24 protein-coding genes are annotated in these 24,264 nt (G+C 71.3%); 13 read left to right on the forward strand and 11 right to left on the reverse strand.

Annotation, left to right across the window (positions count from 1 at the left end; all coding sequences use genetic code 11):
- The first annotated feature begins 15 nt into the window (after nucleotides 1-15).
- Nucleotides 16-564 (forward strand): 4'-phosphopantetheinyl transferase family protein, encoded by a 549-nt coding sequence (locus ACFY36_RS51370; RefSeq protein WP_499753297.1) that lies wholly within the window; start codon nucleotides 16-18, stop codon nucleotides 562-564.
- Nucleotides 561-1,523, forward strand: coding sequence for a zinc-binding dehydrogenase (locus ACFY36_RS51375; RefSeq protein ID WP_499753252.1), 963 nt, complete (start codon nucleotides 561-563; stop codon nucleotides 1,521-1,523). Before ACFY36_RS51370 ends, ACFY36_RS51375 begins: the two co-directional genes overlap by 4 nt.
- On the opposite strand, the gene ACFY36_RS51380 is transcribed toward ACFY36_RS51375, so the two are convergent.
- Nucleotides 1,495-2,442, reverse strand: coding sequence for a Ppx/GppA family phosphatase (locus tag ACFY36_RS51380; protein ID WP_499753253.1), 948 nt, complete (start codon nucleotides 2,440-2,442; stop codon nucleotides 1,495-1,497). The genes ACFY36_RS51375 and ACFY36_RS51380 overlap by 29 nt on opposite strands.
- 133 nt (nucleotides 2,443-2,575) lie before the next feature.
- Between ACFY36_RS51380 and ACFY36_RS51385 the strand changes: the two genes are divergently transcribed.
- Complete coding sequence (locus tag ACFY36_RS51385; RefSeq protein ID WP_499753254.1) at nucleotides 2,576-2,890, forward strand: hypothetical protein; 315 nt, start codon at nucleotides 2,576-2,578, stop codon at nucleotides 2,888-2,890.
- 95 nt (nucleotides 2,891-2,985) lie between these two features.
- Nucleotides 2,986-3,624, forward strand: coding sequence for an NAD(P)H-binding protein (locus ACFY36_RS51390; protein ID WP_499753255.1), 639 nt, complete (start codon nucleotides 2,986-2,988; stop codon nucleotides 3,622-3,624).
- A gap of 1 nt (nucleotide 3,625) precedes the next feature.
- On the opposite strand, the gene ACFY36_RS51395 is transcribed toward ACFY36_RS51390, so the two are convergent.
- The 4 genes from ACFY36_RS51395 to ACFY36_RS51410 all read right to left on the reverse strand — a co-directional run bounded on the left by ACFY36_RS51395 (nucleotide 3,626) and on the right by ACFY36_RS51410 (nucleotide 8,279).
- Complete coding sequence (locus tag ACFY36_RS51395; RefSeq protein ID WP_499753256.1) at nucleotides 3,626-5,323, reverse strand: DMT family transporter; 1,698 nt, start codon at nucleotides 5,321-5,323, stop codon at nucleotides 3,626-3,628.
- A 123-nt stretch (nucleotides 5,324-5,446) separates the two neighbouring features.
- Entirely contained in the window at nucleotides 5,447-6,142 is a 696-nt protein-coding gene (locus ACFY36_RS51400; protein ID WP_499753257.1) for an anti-sigma factor family protein, read from the reverse strand.
- On the reverse strand, nucleotides 6,139-6,564 hold the full coding sequence (locus tag ACFY36_RS51405; RefSeq protein WP_499753258.1) for a sigma factor-like helix-turn-helix DNA-binding protein: 426 nt from the start codon (nucleotides 6,562-6,564) through the stop codon (nucleotides 6,139-6,141). Before ACFY36_RS51405 ends, ACFY36_RS51400 begins: the two co-directional genes overlap by 4 nt.
- Entirely contained in the window at nucleotides 6,561-8,279 is a 1,719-nt protein-coding gene (locus ACFY36_RS51410; RefSeq protein WP_499753259.1) for a YncE family protein, read from the reverse strand. Before ACFY36_RS51410 ends, ACFY36_RS51405 begins: the two co-directional genes overlap by 4 nt.
- Before the next feature lie 103 nt (nucleotides 8,280-8,382).
- Between ACFY36_RS51410 and ACFY36_RS51415 the strand changes: the two genes are divergently transcribed.
- The gene (locus tag ACFY36_RS51415; protein ID WP_499753260.1) at nucleotides 8,383-8,952 is read left to right on the forward strand and encodes a hypothetical protein; all 570 of its coding nucleotides are present in this window, start codon (nucleotides 8,383-8,385) and stop codon (nucleotides 8,950-8,952) included.
- On the opposite strand, the gene ACFY36_RS51420 is transcribed toward ACFY36_RS51415, so the two are convergent.
- Nucleotides 8,945-9,430, reverse strand: coding sequence for a TspO/MBR family protein (locus tag ACFY36_RS51420; protein WP_499753261.1), 486 nt, complete (start codon nucleotides 9,428-9,430; stop codon nucleotides 8,945-8,947). The two genes, ACFY36_RS51415 and ACFY36_RS51420, sit on opposite strands and share 8 nt — an antisense overlap.
- 122 nt (nucleotides 9,431-9,552) lie before the next feature.
- Here ACFY36_RS51420 and ACFY36_RS51425 point away from each other — a divergent pair, with 122 nt between their 5' ends.
- The 5 genes from ACFY36_RS51425 to ACFY36_RS51445 are packed head-to-tail and all read left to right on the forward strand — an operon-like array spanning nucleotide 9,553 to nucleotide 14,320.
- A complete protein-coding gene (locus tag ACFY36_RS51425; protein WP_499753262.1) occupies nucleotides 9,553-10,365 on the forward strand; it encodes a S1C family serine protease in 813 nt (270 codons plus the stop codon).
- A 33-nt stretch (nucleotides 10,366-10,398) separates the two neighbouring features.
- Nucleotides 10,399-11,415 carry an AAA family ATPase gene (locus ACFY36_RS51430; protein ID WP_499753263.1) on the forward strand — a complete coding sequence of 339 codons (1,017 nt, stop codon included), beginning with the start codon at nucleotides 10,399-10,401 and terminating at the stop codon, nucleotides 11,413-11,415.
- A gap of 3 nt (nucleotides 11,416-11,418) precedes the next feature.
- Entirely contained in the window at nucleotides 11,419-12,300 is an 882-nt protein-coding gene (locus ACFY36_RS51435; protein WP_499753264.1) for a DUF58 domain-containing protein, read from the forward strand.
- Entirely contained in the window at nucleotides 12,297-13,265 is a 969-nt protein-coding gene (locus tag ACFY36_RS51440; protein WP_499753265.1) for a VWA domain-containing protein, read from the forward strand. The genes ACFY36_RS51435 and ACFY36_RS51440 overlap by 4 nt, the downstream gene beginning before the upstream one ends.
- Nucleotides 13,265-14,320: a VWA domain-containing protein gene (locus tag ACFY36_RS51445; protein WP_499753266.1), complete on the forward strand. Its 1,056-nt coding sequence runs from the start codon at nucleotides 13,265-13,267 to the stop codon at nucleotides 14,318-14,320. The genes ACFY36_RS51440 and ACFY36_RS51445 overlap by 1 nt, the downstream gene beginning before the upstream one ends.
- A 340-nt stretch (nucleotides 14,321-14,660) precedes the next feature.
- Here ACFY36_RS51445 and ACFY36_RS51450 read toward each other — a convergent pair whose 3' ends face one another.
- Together ACFY36_RS51450 and ACFY36_RS51455 are read right to left on the reverse strand one after the other, a co-directional pair.
- Entirely contained in the window at nucleotides 14,661-14,915 is a 255-nt protein-coding gene (locus ACFY36_RS51450; protein WP_499753267.1) for a hypothetical protein, read from the reverse strand.
- A 358-nt stretch (nucleotides 14,916-15,273) separates the two neighbouring features.
- Nucleotides 15,274-16,257 (reverse strand): glycoside hydrolase family 18 protein, encoded by a 984-nt coding sequence (locus ACFY36_RS51455; protein ID WP_499753268.1) that lies wholly within the window; start codon nucleotides 16,255-16,257, stop codon nucleotides 15,274-15,276.
- Between the two features lie 55 nt (nucleotides 16,258-16,312).
- Here ACFY36_RS51455 and ACFY36_RS51460 point away from each other — a divergent pair, with 55 nt between their 5' ends.
- Both ACFY36_RS51460 and glmS read left to right on the forward strand, forming a co-directional pair.
- Nucleotides 16,313-18,484, forward strand: coding sequence for a bifunctional polysaccharide deacetylase/glycosyltransferase family 2 protein (locus ACFY36_RS51460; RefSeq protein WP_499753269.1), 2,172 nt, complete (start codon nucleotides 16,313-16,315; stop codon nucleotides 18,482-18,484).
- Between the two features lie 53 nt (nucleotides 18,485-18,537).
- Nucleotides 18,538-20,364, forward strand: coding sequence for a glutamine--fructose-6-phosphate transaminase (isomerizing) (gene glmS, locus ACFY36_RS51465; RefSeq protein ID WP_499753270.1), 1,827 nt, complete (start codon nucleotides 18,538-18,540; stop codon nucleotides 20,362-20,364).
- Here glmS and ACFY36_RS51470 read toward each other — a convergent pair.
- On the reverse strand, nucleotides 20,351-21,223 hold the full coding sequence (locus tag ACFY36_RS51470) for an NmrA family NAD(P)-binding protein (RefSeq protein ID WP_499753271.1): 873 nt from the start codon (nucleotides 21,221-21,223) through the stop codon (nucleotides 20,351-20,353). The two genes, glmS and ACFY36_RS51470, sit on opposite strands and share 14 nt — an antisense overlap.
- A 70-nt stretch (nucleotides 21,224-21,293) precedes the next feature.
- On the opposite strand from ACFY36_RS51470, the gene ACFY36_RS51475 reads away from it, so the two are divergent.
- Nucleotides 21,294-22,145, forward strand: coding sequence for a LysR family transcriptional regulator (locus ACFY36_RS51475; protein WP_499753272.1), 852 nt, complete (start codon nucleotides 21,294-21,296; stop codon nucleotides 22,143-22,145).
- Here the strand turns inward: ACFY36_RS51475 and ACFY36_RS51480 are convergent.
- Entirely contained in the window at nucleotides 22,131-23,435 is a 1,305-nt protein-coding gene (locus ACFY36_RS51480; protein WP_499753273.1) for an ABC transporter permease family protein, read from the reverse strand. The genes ACFY36_RS51475 and ACFY36_RS51480 overlap by 15 nt on opposite strands.
- Entirely contained in the window at nucleotides 23,436-24,140 is a 705-nt protein-coding gene (locus ACFY36_RS51485; RefSeq protein WP_499753274.1) for an ABC transporter ATP-binding protein, read from the reverse strand.
- Between the last annotated feature and the right edge of the window lie 124 nt (nucleotides 24,141-24,264).

Here is a 24,264-nt window from a genome sequence, read left to right on the forward strand (position 1 = left end):
GCCCCCGCATACACAATCCTCCCCGCGGGGCCCCCGGGGGGGGGCCGCCGCCCCACCCCCCCCGCCCCCCCCCCCCCCCGCGCCCCCCCCCCACGGCTCGGCTTCGACCCGGTGCCGATCCTGACCGGCCCGAAGCGGCAGCCGTTGTGGCCGGACGGCGTCGTCGGCAGCATCACGCACTGCGCCGGCTACCGGGCGGCGGCCTTGGCCCGGTCCGGCGACATCGCGTCGGTCGGCGTCGACGCCGAGCCGCACGCCGCGCTGCCGCCCGAGGTGATCCCCGGGGTGACCCTGCCCGCCGAGCGCGACATGCTGGCCACCCTCGGCGGCGGCCCGCACTGGGACCGGCTGCTGTTCAGCGCCAAGGAGTCCATCTACAAGGCGTGGTTCCCGCTGACCGGCCGCTGGCTCGGCTTCGACGAGTGCGTGCTCTCCATCGACCCGGCGGCGCGGACCTTCACCGGCCGCCCGCTCGTCGACTCCCCACTTGCCGAGTTCCGGGGCCGCTTCACGGTCGAGCGCGATCTCGTCATGACCGCGGTGACGGTAGTGTCCGTGCCGTGATCGCGGTGCAGTGCTCCCGCTTCGGCGGGCCCGAAGTCCTCGACCTGGCCGACGTCGGCGAGCCCGTACCCGGCGAGGGGCAACTGCTCGTCGAGGTCAGCGCGGCCGGCCTCAACTTCGCCGACACCAGCCGCATCGCCGGCAGCTATCAGCCCACGCCCGCTCTGCCCTTCGTGCCGGGCACCGAGGTGATCGGGCGTACCGCCGGCGGGCGCCGGGTCATGGCGACCACTTTCGACGGTGGTGGCTTCGCCGAACGCGCCGTGGTCGCCGCGGCGGACGCGGTCGACGTGCCCGGCGGTGTCGGTGACGCCGAGGCTCTCGCGCTGCTGGTGCAGGGGCTGACCGCCTGGCATGTGCTGCGGAGCAGCGCCCGGGTCGGGCCGGGCGAGACCGTCGTGGTCAATGCCGCGGCCGGTGGGGTCGGCTCGCTCGCCGTGCAGCTCGCCCGGCATTTCGGCGCGGGGCGCGTCATCGGGACGGCCTCCACCGGGGCCAAACGCGATCTTGTGGTTTCGCTGGGCGCGGATGTCGCGGTCTCCTCAGATCCTTCCGGGTACGAGGAAAGGGTGCTCGAGGCCAACGACGGCCGCCCCGTGGACGTCGTGCTCGAGTCGGTCGGCGGGCGGCTGTTCGGCGCCGGGCTCGGCGTGCTCGGCGGTTTCGGGCGGCTCGTGACCTTCGGCAACGCCTCGCGGGAAGGCCGCCCGGCGGTCGACCCGGCGATGCTGGCCGACCGGAACCTGGCCGTCGCCGGCTTCTGGCTGCGCCCGGCGCTGGCCGTGCCCGGCGCCTATCGCGAACCGCTGGCCGAGATGCTCGGCCTGGTCGCGGCCGGGAAGCTGCGGCCGCTCGTCGAGGCCGCCTATCCGATGGCCGACGTGCGCCGGGCGGTCGGCGACCTGCTCGGCCGCCGCACCACCGGCAAGGTCACGGTAACGGCGCCCACCGGGCGTTGACGAAATCGGGCCGGCCGCCTTCGAGGCGGCGCAGCAGGACACCCTCGCGCAGGCCCCACGGGCTGATCCGCAAAGACGTCAGGCCGAGGCCGCGCATCAGCTCGTCGGCGACGATCGAGCCGGCCACGATCTGGCAGGCGCGGTGCTTGGAGACGCCCGGCAACTTGGCACGGTGCTTGGCCGGCATGGCGGCCAGCCGGTCGGGCCACGGGCGCAACCGGCGGCGGTGCAGGCGGCGGGCAACGTAGGGGCCGCGGCGCAGGGACGGCGCGCCGGTGAGCCGGGCCAGCTGCTGAAAGGTCTTGGAGGCGGCGACCGCGGTCGACCGGGACTCCCAGAAGGTGCCGGCGAGGGCTCGGTGCACCTCGGCCCGGACGTGCCGGCGCAGGTCACGGGCGGCCCGGGTGGCCGGTGAGGCGCCGCCGCGCAGGAAGCGCCGGGTCAGGACGCGGGCGCCCAGGTCGAGCGAGACCGCCCAGTCGGGCTTCTCCTCGTGGCCGAAGGCCAGTTCGAGCGAGCCGCCGCCGATGTCGGCCAGCAACAGCGGGCCGCCGCACCAGCTCTCCCAGCGGCGGGCGGCCAGATAGGTCACCTCGGCGTCCTCGACGCCGGTCAGCGTGCCGAGCCGCACCCCGGTGGCCGCGGCCACCTGGTCGAGCACCTCGTCGCGGTCCGGTGCGTCCCGGATCACCGCGGTGGCGTACGGCAGAAGCTCCTCGACACCCGCCCGCCGGGCCTCGGCGACGGCCTCGCCCACCGCGGCGATGAGCCGCCGCCGTCCCTCGGGCCCGAGGCCTCCGTCCGGCCGCAACCCGGCGGCGAGAGCGGTGTGTGCCTTCCACGATCGGGATGTCGTCCCCGGCGCGCCGATGAGAAGATTGACCGAGTTCGATCCGATGTCGAGCACTGCCGCACGCATCTTCCGCCTTCCCCTCGGGGGTGAGCCCGGGGCACGGCGGGTACCACGCGGGAACACGCCCTAAACCCGCTCATCGGCAGGTGACCGGCGATCCGTCGCGTTTTGCGCCGGTCCGTCGGGGAATTCCGTAGCCATGCAGCCGAACAGTCCGACCGATTCCCTTCCCATCGCCCGGGTGAACGTGGGCATGACCGTGGTCGACGCGACCGGCGACCAGGTCGGTTCCGTGACCGCGGTCCAGATGCCCGGCACCGACGTACGCCCGGACACGGTCGCCGGGGTGGCCGAGCACCTGGTGACCACGGGATATCTGCGCATCGACGGCACCGGCCTGCTCTCCAACGACGTGTACGCCGGTGGCGACCAGATCGCCGGCGGCGTCGAGGGCGAGCCGGCCGTGGTGAACCTGCGGGTGCCCCGCGACGAGCTGCACCGCGCGGCGAGCTGAGCCGCCTCGGCGGCGCCTACGCGCTCCAGGGTGGCGCGCTCCCCCTGGATCGTTCGACGACGTCGCCGAGGCCCACCGCGGGTACCGTGTCAGGAATGCGCGTTCTTGTGGTGGGTGGGCACGGGAAGGTGGCGCGGCTTCTGCTGCCGCGGCTCGACGAGGCGACGGCGGTCTTCCGGAACGCCGATCACACGGCCGAGGTGGCCGCGACCGGGGCCGAACCGGTGGTCTTCGACGTGGAGCGGGCCGGCGTGGAGGAGATGGCGGCGCTGTTCGCGGGCCACGACGCGATCGTCTGGTCGGCCGGGGCCGGTGGGGGTGATCCGGCGCGGACATACGCGGTGGACCGCGACGCGGCGATCCGGTCGATGGACGCGGCCGCGCGGAGCGGCGTGGACCGCTACGTGATGGTGTCGTACTTCGGTGCGGGTCCCGAGCACGGCGTGTCGCCGGAGAACGGTTTCTTCGCGTACGCCGAAGCGAAGGCGGCGGCCGACACGCATCTGCGCGAGTCGAAGCTGAACTGGACGATCCTGGGGCCGAGCGCGCTGACCGACGCCGCCGGCACGGGCCGCGTCGAGACGGCCGAGCAGGGCGCGACTTCGGGTTCGGTCTCGCGGGCGGACGTGGCGGCGGTGGTGGCCGAGGTCCTGGGCGAGCCGTCCACCTACGGCCGCACGATCAACTTCAACAACGGGGCAACACCGATTCCCGAGGCCGTACGCCTCCTGTAGCTCACCATTCCGCATCGGTCGCGGGATCGCTCCACCAGTGCGGATCACCGGCCGTCGCGGGCCGGGCCTGATAGGGCGGCACCATCGCCTGGGCCCGGATGTCGTGCTGGAGCGTCGGCCCGTCGGGTCGCGCCTGATAGGGCGGGACCATCGCCTGAGCCCGGATCGGCGCCACGTCTTGCTCCGATGACGCGGCGGGCCGCGCTGGATAGGGCGGGACCATCGCCTGGGCCCGCGCCGTCGGCGCGGGCCGCGCGGGAAGCTGCGGGCGACCGGGCGGCCGGTAACCGGGCTCCGGGCGACCGGCCTGCGGGTATCCGGGCTCTGAGTGACCGGCCTGCGGATAACTGGGTCCCGAGTGACCGGCCTGCGGATAACCCGGCTCCGAGTGACCGAGCTGCGAGTAACCGGGGTCCGAATGGCCGAGCTGCGGGTGACCGGGCTGCGGGTGACCGGGCTGCGGGTGACCGGGCTGCGGATACGGCGCTCGCGGATAAATGAGCGGCGGATAAGTGGCCTGCGCATACGCGGGCTCCGGGTATGCGGGCTCCAGATATCCGGGTTGAGGATGTCCGGGCTGCGGATACGCGGGCTGCGGATACGCGGGCTGCTGATACGCGGGCTGCTGATACGCGGGCTGCTGATACGCGGGCTGCTGATACGCGGGGACCGCGGCGGCTGCGGGGAACGCGGCGGCTCGGTAGGCCGGCTCGATGGGGCGGTTGCGGTTGGGCGGGCGCCAGATCGGTGGGGCGCCCCACCAGATGACCTTTTCGCCGAGGGGGCGTACCCAGGCCGGGACCTCGGGGGCGGGCAGGGCCGCCCGCACCGAGTGGGGCAGGGCCGGCTGGACGCTCTCCTCCGGCTTGGCCGTGACGTGGGTGGCCGGGGCGGTGGCCAGGACCACGGCGGCGCCGACCGTGGCGACGCCCGCGAGGATGGCCGGGAGCAGCCAGCCGTCGCGGACGGTGTCGCCCAGGAAGGCCATCGCCACCACCGAGGGGGCGCAGACCTCGGCCGTCCAGTGGATCGCCGTGACCGGGCCTACGTCGCCGTGCTGGAGGGCGTGCGCGTAGAGCATCATGCCGGTGGCCGCGAAGGTCAGCAGGGCCAGCGTGAGCGGTTCGGTGATGATCGCCAGGGCCGTCTGGCCGCCGCTGAGGCCCTCGGGGACCGGCAGCGAGCGGCCGATCAGGGCGGCGCCGCCGAGGGACAGGCCGGCGAACGCGGCGATCAGGCCGCCGGGGGCCTGCACCTTGGCCGCGCCCCAGCCGACCAGCACCATCACCATCGCCGCCGCGCACAGCGCGAACCTCAGCTCGTCGCTGGTGTGCACGTCGTCCTGCGGGCCGGCCGACAGGGCCAGGAAGCTGAGCGAGGCGATCGTGACGACGACCGCCACCGAGTCGCGTTTGCGCAGGCGGCATCCGAGGGCGAAGCGGGCCACGAGGACGGTGATGGCGAGCGAGCCGGCCAGGATCGACTCGACCACGTAGACCGCGAGCTCGCGCAGGGCGATCATCGCGCCGATCCACGCGAAGATGTCGAACAGCAGGCCCAGCATGTAGAGCGGATGGGCCATGGTGCGGACCGTGCCCACGCTGCGCCGGGCGCCGACGGCCTGCAGGATCGAGGCCGTCGCGTAGCAGAGCGAACCGAACACGGTGATGCCGAGAGCGAACCACCCTGCTGTGGTCATCCGATCCACCCCCGCCAGAAGGTGATTGTGACGCTGCCCTTGAAGTAACGCTGCGCAATCGATCGATTACGCTCTGATGATATGCGTCTAAGTAGACGATGGCGAGAGCTGGGCCAAGACCAACTACAGGTCGACCCGGACCAGGGGCCGACCCGCATAGGTCTCGACCTCGACCGACGCCACGTCGGCCGGGGCGACCAGGGCGCTGCCGTCCACCGTGGTGCCGGTCGCGACACCGGACTCGGAGACCAGCCAGCTGCCGGCCAGCTGCCGGGCGCCGTCCACCCCGACGACGTAGAGACGGCACTGCTCACCAGCGGGGACGCCGCCGACGGAGGCGCTGAGCCGCACCCAGCCGGCGGCCGGCCGCACGGTGACGTTCATGCTGACCCCGGTCGCGGCGTTGGTCGCGGCGCCGGAGACCGGCGGCGCGGCCGAGGCCGGCGCCGGCGGCTGGGTGGCCGCCACGGCCGAGGGCGCGGTGCTGCGACCGGCCAGCGCCCCGCCGCCGAGCGCGGCCACCGCGACCAGCGCGGCCGCCAGCGTCCACACGAGACGGCGGCCGCGCTCGCGGCGGTCGCCCTCCTCCCGCACCTGCTTGAGCGCGCGCTCCAGCAGCAGGTCGGCGCCCTGGGGCGGCCCGTCGAGGAAGGCCTCGGGCGGCACGTCGCCGAGCAGCTCCTCGGTCGCGCGCAGCTCGCCGGCCTCGCGCCGGCAGGCCTCGCAGGACTCGACGTGGGCGTGGACCGCCGCCCATTCGTCGTCGTCGAGCACGCCCAGGGCGTACGCGCCGAGCCGATCGGTCTCGTGCCCGCTCACGCCGTCACCCCGCGCAGCCGGCGCAGCGCCTGGTAGCTGCGCGCCTTCACCGTCTCGGCGGGCACGCCGAGCGTCGTGGCCGCCTCCTTGACGTTGCGCCCCTGGAAGTAGAGGGCGTTGAGCATCTCGCGCTCCTCGGGCGGCAGCGCCTCGATGGCGCGCAGCATCTCCATCGACCCCGTGTCGGGCACGACGGACGGGGAACGCGTGCGGAGGCGGGCCACGGCCAGATCCCGTACGGCCTGGAAAAGCTCGGCCCTGGTGTCGGTGAACGCGGCGCGCGCCAGCGCCTCCTGAACGACCTCGGCCCCCCGCGTGTGGTCGCCGAGCAGCCGGGAGGCGTACGCCAGAAGCGCGGCGCCGTGCTCGGTGAAAAGCCGCCGCACGAGCACCTCGCCGGCGGCACGGTCGCGCCGGCTCACTCCCCCACCCGCAGCACCGAGATGGTGTGGTCGCGGCCGTTGGAGACGTAGGCGAACTTGCCGTCGGGCGCGACCGTGATGGCGCGCGGGCTGCCGCCGACCTTGACCGTGGCGGTGGCGACGCCGGTGGTCGTGTTCAGCACGGAGACCGTGTCGTCGCCCTCGTTGACCACGTACGCGTGCCGGCCGTCGGCCGAGACACCCACGCTCTGCGGATCGCTTCCCACCTTGAACGGCCCGCTGCGCCGCAGCGTGTTCGCGTCGATGAGGTCGGCCGTGTCGGCCTCGTAGCCGGCCACCAGCACCACCCGGCCGTCCGGCGAGACGGCGATGCTGTGCGGCGCGCGGCTCACCGGGATGGTCGTGACCAGCTTGTTGTTCCGCATGTCGATGACCGAGACCAGGTTCGACTCGTGGTTGGCGGCGAACGCGCGGCCGAGGTCGGCCGAGAACCCGACCGCGTGCGGGTTGGGCGGCAGGATGATGTTGCCGGTCCGCTCCAGGCTGCCGGCCTTGAAGACCTCGACCCGGCCCTCGCTGTGGATCGGCACCCACAGGTTGCCGTCGGGGCCGACCGACAACGTGTACGGCTGCAGGCCCGTCTGGAGATAGCGCAGGACCTTCTTGGTGCGCGCGTCGACCACGGCCACGCCGCTGCCGGTGCGTTTGTCGTTCTCGTACATCGAGACGAAGATCAGCTTGCCGTCGCGCGAGGTGGTGGCGAAGCGGGGGTTGTTCCGTAGCGTCACCGAGGTCACCTTGCGGCTCGGCACGTCCATGATCGACAGAACGTGCGAGTTCTGGTTGGCCACGTACACCGTTCGGCTGTCGGGCGAGATGGCGAGGCCCTCAGGCTCGGTGCCGACCCGGACAGTGCCGGCGATCTTGGGTACGGCCAGACTCTTCACCCGCGCGCCGAGAGGCACCCGGGTGACCTGCGGTGCCACCGTGCCGGCGGGGCCGATCGCCTCGGCCGCCTCGGGCTCGGTGGGCTCGGCGGCCACGGTCCGGCCCGGGGTGGTGTCGTTGAGCAGGGCCATCGCGACGCCGGCGCCACCGAGGACGACGAGCGTGGTGAGGATCGCGACGAGCACCGTCGTGCCGATCTGGCGACGCGGGGGCGGTGGCGGTGGTGGCAGCACGGTCACCCGGGCCGGGCCGTAGGCGCCGTAGCCGGGCACTCCGTCGTACGTCCGCAGGTTGGCCGCCTCGGCCGGCACCTGCTGCATCGGCACGGTGGCGGCGATCTGGCCGGTGACCCGGACGTCGGCCCAGCCGGCCGGGCCGCGCACGGTGACCGAGCCGTCGAGCCAGTCGGACCGGGGCAGCCACATGATCCGCAGCTGGCGGTCGGAGAGCATGGCACGCAGGCCGGGGCCGGAGACGGTGACCGTGGCGCCGGCGATCGCCAGCGGCGGGCCCTCGACCCGGACGTCGGCGACCAGGCGGGGCGTCTCGGCCGCGACCACGCCGAAGTCGACGCGCTCGGGGTCGAGGCGCACGGCCGTGCGCTCCAGGGCGGCGGCCGCGGCGGCGGACACGCTGCGGCTGTCGTCGTCCATCATCTGCTGGAGAGCGGTCCGGGCAGCCGAGGCCGTCTCGAGGTCGGCGCCCCAGGCGAGCCGGGACAGTTCCTCGACGACGGACAGCCTGGTCTCCCGGATCGGGCTCCCGATCTCGGCCAGCACACCGGGCGGTAACTGATCTTCACTCATAGTGTCCCCGCGATCATCATGCTGTGACGGAGACACCTTTTGGAAGACACGGAGCGAAGTTGGCACCTGTTTCGATATATGTCGTCGCCGCTAAGATCCGCCGGTGGCCCTGACTGTTGCCTCTCTGGCCGGGTACGTCGAGCGCGATCTCGACGGCGACCTGGCGCGTTTCTTTCCCTCTCCGGTGGGCGTCGTCGCTTTCGAGGACGAGGTCAAGCCGGTGGAACCCTTCCTCGCCCGCCTCGCGCCGTCCGACGCGGCCGCGCTGGCCGCCTTCGACCGCCGGGTGCGGTCGGGGACGATGCCCGACCTGTGCGATATAGCCGACTGGTCGTACGGATTCGACTTCGCCGGAAATGACTGCGGCATCCTCGACTCCGACTACGAGACCGAGCTGACCGACGACGACGTCTACTCGATCGGCGCCGACGGCGGTGGCAACTACTACGTGGTGCTGACCAACGGGCAGGTGGCCGTCTGGTTCCACGAAGAAGAGGTCGTCGAGGCGGGCACCCGCTTCGACAACCTCGACGTATTCGTCTGGCACATGGTGCGTTATCGGGCGGTCCGGGCGGGCACCCTCAGCCGGGACGAGGTCGAGGCCGACTTCCGGGCGCTGGGACAGGACGGCGCGCTGGCCGGCGAGAGCGGCCTGCTGTCCTCGCTCAGTTGAGCTGCCAGATCGCCAGGTTCAGAGCACTGGCGTACGTCACCCAGGCCCAATAGGGAAGCAGGAGCAGAGCGGCGCCGCGGCGGACCTTCCAGAAGGACACGACCGTGGCGCCGATCAGCACCCACATCACGACGATCTCGGCGAAGGCCAGGCCGTACTGGCCGGCGCCGAAGAACAGCGGCGTCCAGATCGCGTTGAGCACCAGCTGGGCCGTGTAGAGCCAGAGCGGCAGGGTGAAGCCGACGCGCTGCCAGACCAGCCAGCCGGCCACCGCGATCATCACGTAGAGGACCGTCCAGACCGGCCCGAACAGCCACGACGGGGGCGCCCAGGCGGGCCGCTCCAGGCTGTTGTACTCGGTCGAGGTGCCGGAGACGCCGAGGCCGCCGATCGCGGCGGCGACGAAGACGGCGAGCCCGAAGACGACCAGGGCGATCCAGCGATGAGTGGCGTGCGGGCTTCGGGCGGCGTACGTCATAAGACCCAAATGCCCGCGTCCCGGCAGGTGAAACGCCTTATGAAAAGCGGCGCAAGCTCTTAGCGGATTTTGAGAAACCGCTCTTAGAGTCGAGAGATGCTCACTGTTGCGGGTGCGACGTGATGGAAGTCCTGCGGCCCGACTCTGATGATCAAGCGCCTCCGGAGCCTCCGAAGCCGCGGCGGATCACCGGACGCAGGGTGCTGGCCGGCGCGGTCGTGCTCTGGGCCGTGGCGATCACCGCCGTGGTGCTCTTCCGGTCCTCGCCGGAGCCCGCCGCGGCGCCCCGCCCGGCCGCCTCGCCCTCGGCCTCACAGGGGCCGTTGACCGTCACCGAGGTCTACCAGGCGCTGCGGCCCTCGGTCGTGCTGATCAAGGCGAGCGGCAGCAGCGCCGGCGCCGACAGCGGCACCGGCTTCATCATCAACGCCGACGGCACGATCCTCACCGCCCACCACGTCATCGAGGGCGCCAAGAACATCCAGATCTCGTACGCCGACGGCAGCGAGACGACCGCGCAGGTCGCGAGCTCGGAGCCCGCGCAGGACATTGCCACCCTGACCCCGGCCAAGCTGCCCGAGACGGTGGTTCCGGCGGTGCTCGGCGGCGGCGCCGCGGTCGGCGACGACGTGGTGGCCATCGGCAACCCGCTCGGCCTGACCGCCACCACCACCAGCGGCGTCGTGTCGGGCCTCGAGCGCACGCTGTCCCGCGACCGCGGCGGCGACATCGCCGGTCTCCTCCAGTTCGACGCGGCGGTCAACCCGGGCAGCTCGGGCGGGCCGCTGATCAACACGCAGGGCCAGGTCGTCGGCGTCGTGGTGGCGCTGGCCAACCCGACCGACGCCGGAACCTTCATCGGCATCGGCTTCGCCGTACCCATCGGGGCCGCTCTCGGCGCCGGCGAGGGCGACGGACAAGCACCCCCGCTGTGACGAAAAAGCTGTGACGACACAAAGGACGGACGCATGAACCAGCCGGCCCGCGGCCCCTACAACTGGACCGACGCCCCGGCGGCCTCGGCCGGGCCGATCGAGAAGGTGCTCTACGAGGTCAAGAAGACCATCGTGGGGCAGGACATCCTGCTCGAACGGCTCATCGTGGCCCTGCTCGCCCGCGGTCACATCCTGGTCGAGGGCGTACCCGGCCTGGCCAAGACCCTCGCCGTGAAGTCCCTGGCCGAGGCGATCGGCGGCGACTTCCACCGGGTGCAGTTCACGCCCGACCTGGTGCCGGCCGACATCGTCGGCACCCGCGTCTACCACCAGCCCACCGGCGAGTTCCAGGTCCAGCTGGGCCCGGTCTTCACCAACCTGCTGCTGGCCGACGAGATCAACCGCGCTCCGGCCAAGGTGCAGTCGGCCCTGCTCGAGGTCATGCAGGAACGCCAGGTCACCGTCGGCCGCGAGACCCATAAGGTGCCGAACCCGTTCCTGGTCATGGCCACCCAGAACCCGATCGAGACCGAGGGCACCTATCCGCTGCCCGAGGCGCAGGTCGACCGCTTCATGATGAAGGTCCTCGTGGGCTATCCGAGCCCGACCGAGGAATTCGTGGTGGTCGAGCGGGCGCTGACCCGGGCCGCGGTCATCCAGAAGATCATCGACCCCGAGACGCTGATCGGACTGCAGGAGCAGACCGACCAGGTGTACGTCGACCCGTCGCTCATCGAGTTCGCGGTCAACCTGGCCCACGCGAGCCGTGATCCGGCCCGGATCGGCCTGACCGACCTGGCCCGCTACGTCACGTTCGGCGCCAGCCCGCGCTCGTCGATCAGCCTGGTGCTCGCGGCACGGGCGCTGGCGTTCATCCGGGGCCGCGAATACGTCGTACCGGAAGATCTGACCGATTTGGCCCTTGATGTGATGCGGCATCGCATGGTGCTTTCCTACGAGGCGCTGTCGGACGAGGTGACGCCCGACCTGATCCTGTCGAAGATCCTGGCCAACGTGGCCGTTCCGGAGCCCGCCGGCCGAGGCCGCTGACGCATGACCACCCCCTCCGATCGGTTGCTGAGGCGCCTGGAGTGGCGGCTCGGGCGCCGCCTCGACGGCAGGTTGCAGGGCGCCTACCGCACGGTGTGGCACGGCGCCGGCATCGACTTCACCGACCTGCGGGCGTACGTCCCGGAGGACGACGTCCGGCACATCGACTGGAACGTCACGGCGCGGCTCGACGAGCCGTACATCCGGCAGTACACCGAGGACCGCGAGCTGACCGCCTGGCTGGTGGTCGACCGCTCCGCGTCGATGCGCTTCGGCCGGGGCGAGGGCAAGGAGTCGGTCGCCGCCTCACTCGCCATCGCGCTGGCCCGGCTCGTCTCGCAGGGTGGCAACCGGGTCGGCGCTCTTCTCTTCGACAACAACCGGCACGAGATCATCCCGCCGCGACCGGGCCGGGATCAGATCCTGCGGATCACGCGGGCGCTGACTTCACCCTCTTCGGGGTCAGGCTCCATAACCGACTTGTCGGAGATGTTCAGACTGGCGGCGGCGACGACCTCGCGGCGCCGCAGCCTGGTCTTCGTCATGTCGGACTTCATCGGCGAACCGGGCTGGGACCGCGCCCTGGCCATGCTCACCCATCGGCACGAGGTCGTGGTGATCCGGGTCGTCGATCCTTCGGAGCTCGACCTGCCCGACGTGGGGCTGATCCTGGTCGAGGACGCCGAGACGGGTGAACAACTGCTGGTCGACACGAGTGATCCGCTGCTGCGCGGGAGGCTGGCCGAGCAGGTCGGCGCCCGCGAGGACGAGGTGGCCGAGGGCATGCGCAAGGCCGGGGTGGCCGCCCACCGGGTGACCACCGACCAGGACATGATGGCGGCGCTGATCGACATGGTCCGTACGTCCGGGCGGGGGCGCCGGTGAGCTTCCTCCACCCCCTGCTGCTGATCGTCGCGCTGGTCGTCACCGCGGCCGCGGTCTACGGCTACGTGCTGCTTCAGCGGCGGCGGTCGGCGGCGCTGGCCGCGTCCGGCTTCGCCTCGCTGGTCGGCCGTGGATCCGCGGTGCGCCGTCACTTGCCGTACGCGCTGATTCTCCTGGCCTTGCCGGTTCTGCTGGTGGGACTGGCCCGGCCGCAGGCCGAGCTGAGTGTGCCCCGCGTGTCCGGGACGGTGCTGCTGGCCTTCGACGTCTCGAACAGCATGCGCGCGACCGACGTGACGCCGTCGCGGCTGGCCGCGGCCCAGCAGGCGGCGAAGGACTTCGTCGAGGACCAGCCGGACACGGTCGACGTGGGCGTGCTCGTCTTCGGCGATCAGGCGCTGCTCACCCAGGCGCCGACCGACGACCACAACGCGGCGATGGCCGCGATCGGCCGGCTCTCGGCCAGCGGGGGCACGTCGCTGGGCCAGGCCATCCTGGTCGGATTGGGCACGATCACCGGCAAGCCGGTCTCTTTACCGCAAGATGGCGCGCCCGCGCCCGAGCTGGGTTATTGGCCGTCGGCGACCATCGTCGTCTTCTCGGACGGGCAGGAGACGGGCGGCCCCGACGTCGAGGCGGCGGCCGAGCTGGCGGCGGCGGCCGGCGTACGCATTCAGACCGTCGGCGTGGGCACGGCCAAAGGCGCGACCGTCGAGGTGGACGGCTACCAGCTCGGCACCCAGCTCGACGAGCAGACCCTGACCACGATCTCGCAGGTCACCGGCGGCGCGTACCACCCGGCCGGTGACGCCGCGGCGGTGTCCGACACGACGAAGTCGATCGACCTGCGGCTGACCGCCAAGAAGGAACCGGTGGAGCTGACCGCGCCGTTCGCCGGCGTCGCACTGCTGCTGCTCATGCTCGGCGCGCTGCTGGGCACCCGCTGGCACGGAAGGATCGTCTGATGTCGTTCAGCTGGCCGTGGGCGCTGCTCGCGCTGCTGGCCGTGCCGCTGCTGCTGGCGGCCCGCTGGTGGCTGAACCGGCGCCGCAAGCGAACCGCCGTGACGGTCTCCAGCGTGGCGGTGATCCGGGCCGCGCTGCCCGGGCGTACGTCATGGAAGCGCCGCATCCCGGTCTGGCTCTTCCTGGCCGGCTTCCTGCCGCTGGCGGTGGGCCTGGCCCGCCCGCAGGCGACGGTGTCGGTGCCGTCCAACAGCACGTCGATCCTGCTGGCCATCGACGTCTCGGGCTCGATGTGCTCGACCGACGTGGAGCCGAACCGGTTCACGGTGGCGACCCAGGCGGCCCGGGAATTCATCAAGGCCCAGCAGGACGGCACAAGGATCGGGCTGGTCGCCTTCTCGGGCATAGCGGGCCTGCTGGTGGCGCCGACGACGGACAAGGACCAGCTGATCGACGCGATCGGCACGCTGCGCACGGCCCGCGGCACGGCGATCGGCCAGGCCATCCTGACCTCGATCGACGCGATCGCGGAGACGAACCCGAACGTGTCGAAGACGGGCGCCGACCTGCCGCCGCTCGAGAACACGGGCGATTACGAGCCGGACACCATCGTGGTGCTGACGGACGGCTCGAACACGACGGGCGTCGACCCGGTGACGGCGGCCGAGCAGGCGGCGGCCCGCAAGGTGCGCGTCTACACGATCGGTTTCGGCACGACGACCCCCGCCCCGATGGTCTGCACGGCCGACCAGATAGGCGGCGACTCCCCATTCGGCGGCGGCCGATTCGGCGGAGGGGGACGGGGAGCCGGCCGCAATCAGGAGATCGACGAGGAGGCTTTGACGAAGGTCGCGGACGTGACCGGCGCGAAGTACTTCCGGGCCGAGGACGCGGACCAGCTGGTCGACGTGCTGACCGACCTGCCGCGCGAGTTCAATTTGCGCAAGCAGGAGGTCGAGGTGTCGGTCTGGTTCGTGTTGGCCGGGGCATTGCTGGTGTTTGCGGGAGTGGGGCTTTCGCTCTGGTGGAATAGGGCGCCATTGCCTAAGAAGTAGGCCTTCTCCGTCACCCGCTGTTGTGGAGCCGTGGCGGCGGCCCGCCCTCCTTGTCGCTTCCTGCGGTTTCTTGGTCACGCTGTGTGATGTCGCTGTGCGGCCGCACATATCGGGCACATCGGGATCAGGTGAGAATTCGCTATGGCTTGACGCGTCTTGACTTTGCGTGGTCGCGTTACTACAGGGCGTGCCTTTATCCACAGAAAGACCCCAGGCTTCGGACAGGAATTCCGTCGACTTCCGCTCCTATCTTTCGGTGTAGCAAAAAGCGCTCCCACCGAGAGGAAACAATTCCGATGATCCGCACCGCCGCCATGGTCCCGGCCACCGAATCCACTACTCAGGTTTTCGTGGATTCAAGCGGCCGCCGAAAGCGCCTCGTCGGCGTGATCGGCTTTTTCCTGGCCCTTTTCGCCACGGTGTATATGGCAGTCGTGGGCGCGAGTGTCGTCCAGGCCGCCGATTCGGGCCTTTCCACGAAGGCCACCGTCTCCACATCGACATCCGCTTCCGCGTCGGCCTCGGCTTCGACCTCGTCGTCCTCGTCGTCCTCGTCGTCCTCGTCGTCCTCGTCGACCAGCTCCAGCTGAGCCACCGCCGTTCCAGATGAGCCCTCACGTCGCCCGCGCATCGCCCTCACCCTCGCGTGGCGCGCGAGCCACGTCTCGCCGGGCTTCCGTTCCGCTGTCCACAGAGTTATCCACAGGCTTGCCGTGAATGGGTGCGCTCGGCGTAGGGTCTCCACCGGCTCCCCGGGTGGGTGGGGGTTCGGGATGGACCAGTTGGGGCGAGAACCTACGCGCACGCCTCTCGGTGGCGGCCTTCGCCGGCGTCGGGGCAAGGAACGAGCAGGTCACGCAGGTGGCACCTCTTGCTTCGCCGACACCAGTCGCCTGTCGAGGACGCTCGGGTGAGCGGCAATGCCCGGGCCCCGCTGGGGCGAGCGCGCTGGATCAGGTGGTGAACTTGGTGAAGAGCGTGGTGAAGGCGTACTCGGTCTGAGCGATCCCCGAACAAGTGGCGCTGACCGTCCCGTCCGTGCAGCCGTTGTTGTCTCTGTTGACGGACCAGAAGCGTACGAAAGCCAAGCCCTTCTCCTCGGCCCAGTCGCGCAGCGTCGTGGCGTTCGCGATCGTGGTGGTGGCGTACGAGTCGTTGGTGCCGATCATCGGGGTCACGCCCAGCATGCCGTAGATCTCGGTGTCTGATTTGTCGGTCCAGACGGCGGCCACGTCCGCCTTCACGGCCTCGCCGGCTGTGGTCATCGCGGTTCCCCAGTCGGCCGTTCCGCCGTCGAAGTTCATGGTCATCGCGTTGATCGTGACGTCCAGGTCGGCCGCCTCGGCCGCCGTCAACAGGGCGATGCTCGCGTCGGTCAGGCCCAGGACCGTGCCGCCGACCGGGACCGTCAGGGTGATCGACGTGCCCTTGGCCTTCTGCAGCTTGCTCAGGGCCGACACGACCGTCGCCGGCGTGATCGTCTGCTCGATGTCCACGTCCAGGAAGTTGCTGCCGGCCTGGTCCAGGGCCGCCTCGTACTGGGCGGCCAGGTCGTCGGCCGAAGTGCAGGCCGTCTCCAGATATGTGCCGGAGGCTCCGCCCGTGGAGACGATCGGCGTGCCGCCCAGCGCGGTTATCTTGGCGATCTCGGCCGCGACCGTGCTGTCGTCCAGGGCCGTCTTGCCGCCCCACGTGGCGGTGCAGCCGCCCGAGCTGTCGGCCAGGATGAACGCGAGCGTGTAGTCCTTCTGGCCCGTGGCCGTGGCGATCGCGCTGATGTCGGCCGTGCCGCTGACGATGTCGACGTAGGGAGCCACCGCGGGCGGAGCGCCCGCCGATGTGGCCGAGGCGGTCGGTTCCGACGAGGTGGTCGAGGAGGACGAGCACGCCGCCGCCGCGACGAACACGGAAGCGACGGCAGCGATTCGGGCCAGCACTCTCGGACTATCCCATTCCCGGGGTGCACAAAAGCCCAAAACCGTACGCTGAGTCGTGTCCGTCGAAACAGTCAAAGAGGCGCCCAAGTCGAGGCGCCTCCGCGTGCCTCAGCCGCGCTGGGTCCTGCTCGTCGTGCTGCTCGGGCTGTTCGCCAGCATTCTTCTGGTGAACGGGCTCGTGACGGGCGAGTTCACCCAGGACGGCGCGGCCGAGTCGACCTCCGAGACCGATGAGGTGCCGGACGCCGCCCTCAACGGCGGGCCGATCATCCAGACCGACGGCACCACCACGACCACGGTGACCGTGCCGGACAACAAGATCGTGCTGACCTTCGACGACGGGCCCAGCCCGGAGTACACCCCGGAGATCCTGAAGGTCCTCGACAAGTACGACGTGCCGGGTGTCTTCTTCCAGATCGGCTCCGAGATCAGCCGCTATCCGTCGGTGTCGAAGCAGGTCAAGGACGCCGGGCACGAGATCGGCATCCACACGTTCACGCATCCGGAGATGTCCGGCAAGTCGACGTGGCGGCAGGACGTGGAGATGTCGGAGACGCAGTTCGCGCTGGCCGGCGCCACCAACGTCTCCAGCGTGATCTTCCGGCCGCCGTACTCGTCGACCGTGGCCGCGCTCGACAACCCGACCTGGTCGGTGATGGCCGAGATGGGCGCGAAGGGCTATCTGACGGTCGTCAACAACCTGGACAGCCGGGACTGGGAGCCGGACACCACGACGCAGGACATCGTCGACGCCGTGCTGCCCGACGACGGCGCGGGCGCCATCCTGCTGTTCCACGACGGCGGCGGCGACCGGTCGAAGACGGCGACCGCGCTCGAGTCGGTCATCCCGTACCTGAAGAACGAGGGCTACTCGTTCACCACGATCAAGGCGCTGACCGGCATGTCGACGGTCAACCCGAAGGCCACCACGGACGAGCGGATCTACGGCCTGGGCATCGTCGGCGCCGTACAGGTCGCTCAGAAGATCACCGACTGGTTCGCCACGTTGCTGCTGGTGCTGGGCGTGCTCATGATCCTGAGGCTGCTGCTGATGCTCGGGCTCGCCCGGAAGCACGCGAGAAGATTCAAAAAACATGAAAAGGGCTGGGGTCCGCCGTACGAGAAACCCGTGACCGTTCTCGTCCCCGCGTACAACGAGAAGGAGATGATCGCCGACACGCTGGGCTCGCTGGTGAGCAGCACACATCCGATCCGGATCATCGTGATCGACGACGGCTCCACCGACGGCACGGCGGAGATCGCCGAAGGGCTCGGCCACCCGAACGTCACCGTGCTGCGCCAGCCCAACGCCGGCAAGTCGGCCGCGCTCAACAACGGCATCGCGCACGCCGACACCGAGGTCGTCGTGATGATGGACGGCGACACGGTATTCGAGCCGGAGACGGTGGCCCTGCTGGTGCAGCCGTTCGCGAACGAGGGCGTCGGCGCGGTCGCCGGCAACGCCAAGGTGGCCAACCGCAAGGGCATGATCCCGCTCTGGCAGCACATCGAATACGTGGTGGGCTTCAGCATCGACCGGCGCGCGTACGACGTCATGCACTGCATGGCGACCGTGCCGGGCGCGATCGGCGCGTTCCGGCGCACGGCCCTGGAGCAGGTCAACGGCCTGAGCGAGGACACGCTGGCCGAGGACACCGACCTGACCATCGCGATCATCCGGGCCGGCTGGCGGGTGGTGTACGAGGACCGCTCGCGGGCCTGGACCGAGGCCCCGTCGACCATGGCGCAGCTGTGGAAGCAGCGCTACCGGTGGAGCTACGGCACCATGCAGGCGATGTGGAAGCACCGCCGGGCGCTGTTCGAGCGCGGCCCGGGCGGCAAGTTCGGCCGGCGCGGCCTGCTCAACCTGGCCCTGTTCCAGACGTTGATGCCGCTGCTGTCACCGCTCATCGACGTCTTCCTGATCTACGGCCTGATCTTCCTGGAGCCGTTGCTGACGGTGGCGGCCTGGCTCGGCGTGCTGCTACTGCAACTGCTGAGCACCATGTACGCCTTCCGGCTGGACAAGGAGTCGATGCGCCCGCTGTGGCGGATGCCGTTGCAGCAGTTCGTCTATCGCCAGCTCATGTACCTGGTGCTGATCCAGTCGATGCTGTCGGCGATCCGCGGCATCCGGCTCGGCTGGCAGAAGCTGCGCCGCACCGGCGGCCTGAACGCGCTGATGGGCCAGCAGCTGCCGACGGGTGACGCCACGCCGCACAGCTGACCCATGGAGTTCGCACAGCGAAATGGCCGGATTGCGCCGATACGTTCGCTGGCATGTGCGGAATCGTGGGATACGCCGGCGAGCGGCCGGCTGTGGAAATCGTGATGGACGGCCTGCGGCGCCTGGAGTACCGCGGCTACGACTCGGCCGGCGTGGCCGTCCTCGACGACGGCGTGCTGTGGACCGAGAAGCGGGCGGGCAAGCTCGTCCACCTGGAGAAGGCGCTGGCCGAGGGCTTCTCCGACGGGCCGACCGGCATCGGGCACACGCGCTGGGCCACGCACGGCGGCCCGACCGACCGCAACGCCCACCCGCATGTCGCGGGCCGGGTCGCGGTCATCCACAACGGCATCATCGAGAACTTCGCCCGGCTGCGCGCGGGGTTGAACAAAAGCGGCGCCGAGCTCATCAGCGACACCGACACCGAGGTGGCGGCGCATCTGCTGTCGGGGGCGCTTGCGGTCGTACGCCAAGAAGGCGTGACCGGACCGCAAGCCCTGGCCGAGGCCATGCGAAGGGTCTCCCGGCAGCTCGAAGGCGCGTTCACGCTCCTCGCGGTCGACGCGGACACCCCCGGCGCGGTCGTCGGCGCCCGGCGCAACTCCCCGCTCGTGGTGGGCCGCGGGCAGGGCGAGAACTTCCTGGCCAGCGACGTGTCCGCGTTCATCGGGCACACCCGCGACGCGATCGAGCTGGGCCAGGACCAGGTCGTGCTGATCACGCCGGACGCCATCGAGATCACCGACTTCGACGGCCGTCCGTCGAGCGGCGCCGACTACCGCGTCGACTGGGACCTGTCCGCCGCCGAGAAGGGCGGCCACGACTACTTCATGCTCAAGGAGATCGCCGAGCAGCCGCGGGCGGTGGCCGACACGCTGCGCGGCCGGCTGCTCGAGAACGGCGATGTCGACCTGGACCTGGGCGATCTGGACCTGAGCGACGTCGAGAAGGTCGTCATCGTGGCCTGCGGCACCGCCTATCACTCGGGCCTGGTCGCCAAATACGCGATCGAGCAGTGGGCCCGGATCCCGTGCGAGGTCGAGACGGCCAGCGAGTACCGCTACCGCGACCCGATCCTCACCCGGAACACGCTGGTCGTCGCGATCAGCCAGTCCGGCGAGACCATGGACACGCTGATGGCCCTGCGCCACGCGCGCGGGCAGGGCGCCCGGGTGCTGGCGATCTGCAACACCAACGGATCGACCATCGCCCGCGAGTCCGACGCCGTCGTCTACACGCGCGGCGGCCCGGAGATCGCGGTCGCGTCCACGAAGGCGTTCCTCACCCAGCTGACCGCCTGCTATCTGCTGGCCCTGCGGCTGGCCCCGGCCGCGGCTCCCGAGGTCGCCCGCCGGCTGCTGGCCGTCCCGTCCCAGCTGACCGGCCTGCTGGAGACGATGGACCCGGTGCGCAAGCTGGCCCGGGACCTGTCCTCGGCGCCGCAGGTGCTCTTCATCGGCCGGCACGTGGGCTTCCCGGTGGCGCTGGAAGGCGCGCTCAAGTTGAAGGAGCTGGCCTACATGCACGCCGAGGGCTTCGCCGCCGGCGAGCTCAAGCACGGCCCGATCGCCCTGATCGACGACGCCACCCCGGTGATCTGCGTGGTGCCCTCCCCCGGCGGCGTCCTGCACGACAAGGTCGTCTCGAACATCCAGGAGGTGCGGGCCCGTGGCGCCCGCACCATCGTGATCGCCGAGGACGGCGACGAGTCGGTCGAGGCGTACGCGGACGCCCTGATCACCATCCCGCCCACCGCCGCCCTGCTGGCCCCGCTGATGACCACGGTCCCGCTGCAGATCCTGGCCTGCGAGATCGCCGCCGCCCGGGGCCACGACGTCGACCAGCCCCGCAACCTGGCCAAGTCGGTCACGGTCGAATAGACGGAGCGAGGTTGTCGAGGCACCACTGGCGGAACGTGGTGGGGGTGCGCGGGACGCCCGGGGTGACGTGGTCCAGGCCGTTGTTCTTGGCCAAGGCCATGTCGAGCAGGCCCTGGGCGATGGCCTCCGAGTTGCCGAAGCGGAGCATGTTGGCCTTGAAGACGCCGGGTGGGGTCTGCTCGTAGCGGACCGGGCGGCCCAGCACGTCGGAGATGATCGCGGCGATCTCGGTCCAGGTCAGGTCCTCGGGGCCGATGACCGGGACCTCGCCGGAGCCCGTCCAGCTGTCGTCGAGCAGCAGGTCGGTGGCGACCGCGGCGATGTCCCGGGTGGCTACGGCCGGCAGGGGCAGGCCGGGGACGTACGGGCCGTGCAGGACGCCCTGTTCTTTGATCGAGGCCGCCTGTCGCCGCACGTTGTCCATGAAGGACGGCATGGCCAGGGCCCGGAATGGCACGCCGGTGGCGGCGATCAGGTCGTCCTGGGCGAGCGAGCCGGTGACGTGGCCGGCCCGGCCGGCCACGGGAGTGCCGCGGCCGAGGGCCGAGACGCTGACGACGCGGCCGGCCCGGGCCAGCGCGGGGAGCACCGGGCGGGTGAAGCCGGTGTAGGCGTCTTCGACGGTGGCGGCGTGCGGGTCGGCCATGACGAGCCAGAAGACGGCGTCGGCGCCTTCGAGGGCGGCGGCGGCCACTGACGGGTCGCCGTGGGAGCCCTGAACTACCTCGACACGCTCGGCGACGCCGGGGGCCAGCCGGGCCGGGTCGCGGGCGACGACGCGTACGGGGGCATCGGCCTTGAGCAGGTCCTGGACGACCTGGGAACCGATCTGGCCGGTGGGTGCGGTAACAACGATCATGACTATGAGTGAACGCCGGTCGGGCGGAAAGGGGAAAGACCGACTGCGTCCGCATTGATACCGTGGCGGTATGAGTGACCTGGAGACGCGGCAGCTGCGCTACTTCGTGGCGGTGGCCGAGGAGCGGCATTTCGGGCGGGCGGCCGAGCGGCTCGGCATGGCCCAGCCGCCGCTGTCGCGGGCCATCCGGGAGCTGGAGCGGCAGCTCGGGGTGCAGCTGCTGGTCCGTACGACACGTCAGGTGGCGCTCACCCAAGCCGGCGAGACGCTGCTCGCGGACGCGCGGGTGGCTCTGGACGCGGTGGCGGCGGCGCAGCGCCGGGCGCGGCGGGCCGGTCAGCCGACACGGTCGCTGCGGCTGGCTCTCAAGGCCGACTACGACGCGGGGCTGCTGCCGCGGATCCTCGACGCGTACGACGTCATGCCGGTGGAGCTGCAACTGGGCGGGCGCGGCGAGCAGGTGCCGGCGCTGCTCGACGGGCGGGCCGATGTGGCCCTGCTGCCGGCGCCGTTCGACGAGCGCGGGCTCGACTGCGAGACGCTGCTGACCGGGCCCAGCGTGGTGGCCCTGGCCGCGGCCGATCCGCTGGCCGCGCGCGGCTCGCTCACGCTGGCCGATCTGCGCGGCCGGAAGCTGCCGGACGGGACCGACGCGTCGGAGGGCCGGATGGCGGCGGGCGTGAAGAAGTTCGACCTGTCGCAGATCTTCAACCTGGTCGAGGTGAGCGGCGTCGTCTGGTTCCTGCCGGAGTGGGTGGCCCGGCGGTTCCCGCGGCCGAACACCGCCTTCCGCCCGGTCGAGGACCTCGGCCCGGTGGCCCTGAAGGTGGTCTGGCCGGCCGGGTCCCGCTCGCTGGAGGTGGCGGCGTTCGTCCGCCTGGCCCGGGAGATCGCGCAGACGCCGGCCCTACTCGGGAGCTAGCACGCTCGGTACCTCGTGGCGCAGGGCCACCGCCGTCGGCAGCACGGTCGCGGCCAGCACGAGCACGAAGCTTCCCAGGGCCACGGTCAGGGCGGGCACGGCGCCGAACGACGGGAAGACGCCGGCCGCCCACGCGCCGGCCAGGGCGGTGGCCAGCACCGAGACGCCGCCCAGCAGCAGGGCGGTGCCGACGTAGATGACGGCCTCCCAGGCGGCCGCGGTCAGGACCGTGCCGGGAGTGCCGCCAGCCGCGACGATCAGGGCGAACTCGCGCTCGCGGCGGCGGCTCGACATGAACACCGTGGCCACCGCGCCGAGGACGGCCAGCAGCAGCGGGCCGCCCAGCAGCAGCACCACCGCCCCGGTGCCGAGGTCGGAACGGCCGCCGCCGGCCGTCTCGTTGGCCGAGTAGAGGCCGCCGGCCAGGGCGATCGCCACGGTGAGAGGGCTGATCGTGGCGGTGCTGCGGCCGACGTTGAAGGCGGTGCTGTTGCGGGCCAGATACCAGGAGCCCTCGAAGGGCACCAGGCCGGTCCAGGCACGCACCAGCCGGGCCAGGAAGAGCGGGCCGAACGCGGCCAGCACCCCGGCCACCAGCGGGGCGATGAGCATGAGGGGCTCGGCGATCGTGTCGGCGCCGGTGCCGGGCAGCGAGGCCAGGATGGCCAGCACGATGCCGAGCGTGGCCAGGCCGCCCACCCAGCGGGCCGCGGTCATCCGGCGGTCCGGCGGCTCGGTCTCGCGCAGCGAGCGGATCGGCGGCGTGCGTGAGGCCCGGCCGGCGCTGCGGGAACCGCCGATGGTCAGCACCACGACGACGAAGAGCACGACCGGCACGGCCGCGGCGAGATCGAACCGGGGCCGCAGCCCGGCCAGCGAAGGTGAGTCCGTGAAGGCGTACCGGTAAAGCGGTTGAAGAAAGGGTGTCGCGGCCAGACAGCCGAGAACCGCGCCGAGCAGGGAGACGATCAACAGCTGCGCCGTCACGACCGTGCGGACGAGGGCGGGCCTGATGCCGACCAGCTGCCACAGGGCGTACCCCCGCTGTTGCAGCGTGACCGTCAGTCCCGCGACCGAGCCGACCACGATCAGCGCGGTGACGATCGTGAAGGCGGCGATGGTGCCACTGATGCCGTACAGCGCCAGGGCGTCGTTGCCGCCCACCGACAGCGCCGTGGCGATCTCGCTGGCCACGACGGCCCCGACGGCGGCCGTGGCCGCGGCGATCAGCAGCGTGCCGAGCCAGACGCGGGCGTTGGCGACGAGGTCGCCGAGGATGAGACGGACCACTTAGGACGCCTCCAGCGCCGCGAAGACCTCGGCCGCCGACGGCTGCCGCAGTTCGCGATGGATGAGCCCGTCACGCAGCACGATGACCCGGCCGGCTCGCGCGGCGGCGGAGAGATCGTGCGTCACCATCACCACCGAACGGCCCTCGGCCGGCACCTTCGCCAGCAGGTCGAGCACCTGGGCGCCCGACGAGGTGTCGAGAGCTCCGGTGGGCTCGTCGGCGAAGACCACGTCCGGGCGTACGGCCAGAACCCTCGCGATCGCCACCCGTTGCTGCTGGCCGCCGGAGAGCTTGGACGGCCGGTAGGCCGCCCGCTCGGCCAGGCCCACGTCGTCGAGCGCGCGGTCGACGTCGGAGGCGGAGATCTTCCGTCGCGCCAGGCGGGCCGGCAACGCCACGTTCTCCCTCGCGGTGAGCGAGGGGATCAGGTTGTACGACTGGAAGACGAACCCGACGTGGTCCCGGCGCAGTGCGGCCAGCGCGCCCCGCCGCATCCCGCCGAGGTCGTGCCCGAGGATCCGCACCCGGCCCGACGTGGCCGGCTCGAGGCCGGACATGCAGTAGAGCAACGTCGACTTGCCCGAGCCGCTCGGGCCGACCACGGCCAGGAACTCGCCCGGCTCGACGCTCAGGCTGACGCCGCGCAGCACCGGGCTGCCGTCGAACTCTTTCGTGAGGTCGCCGACCTCGACTGATGCCATCATCCCGCCAGAAGGGTGCCGAGTTCCCGGCGTCCGCTGACGCCGAGCTTGGGATACGCGTTGTACAGGTGCGTGCGACGGTACGTGGGCATACCCGCAACTGGGCGGCGATCTCGTTGTTACGAAG

The organism is Actinoplanes sp. NPDC000266 (genome assembly GCF_042899005.1).
Lineage (GTDB): Bacteria > Actinomycetota > Actinomycetes > Mycobacteriales > Micromonosporaceae > Actinoplanes.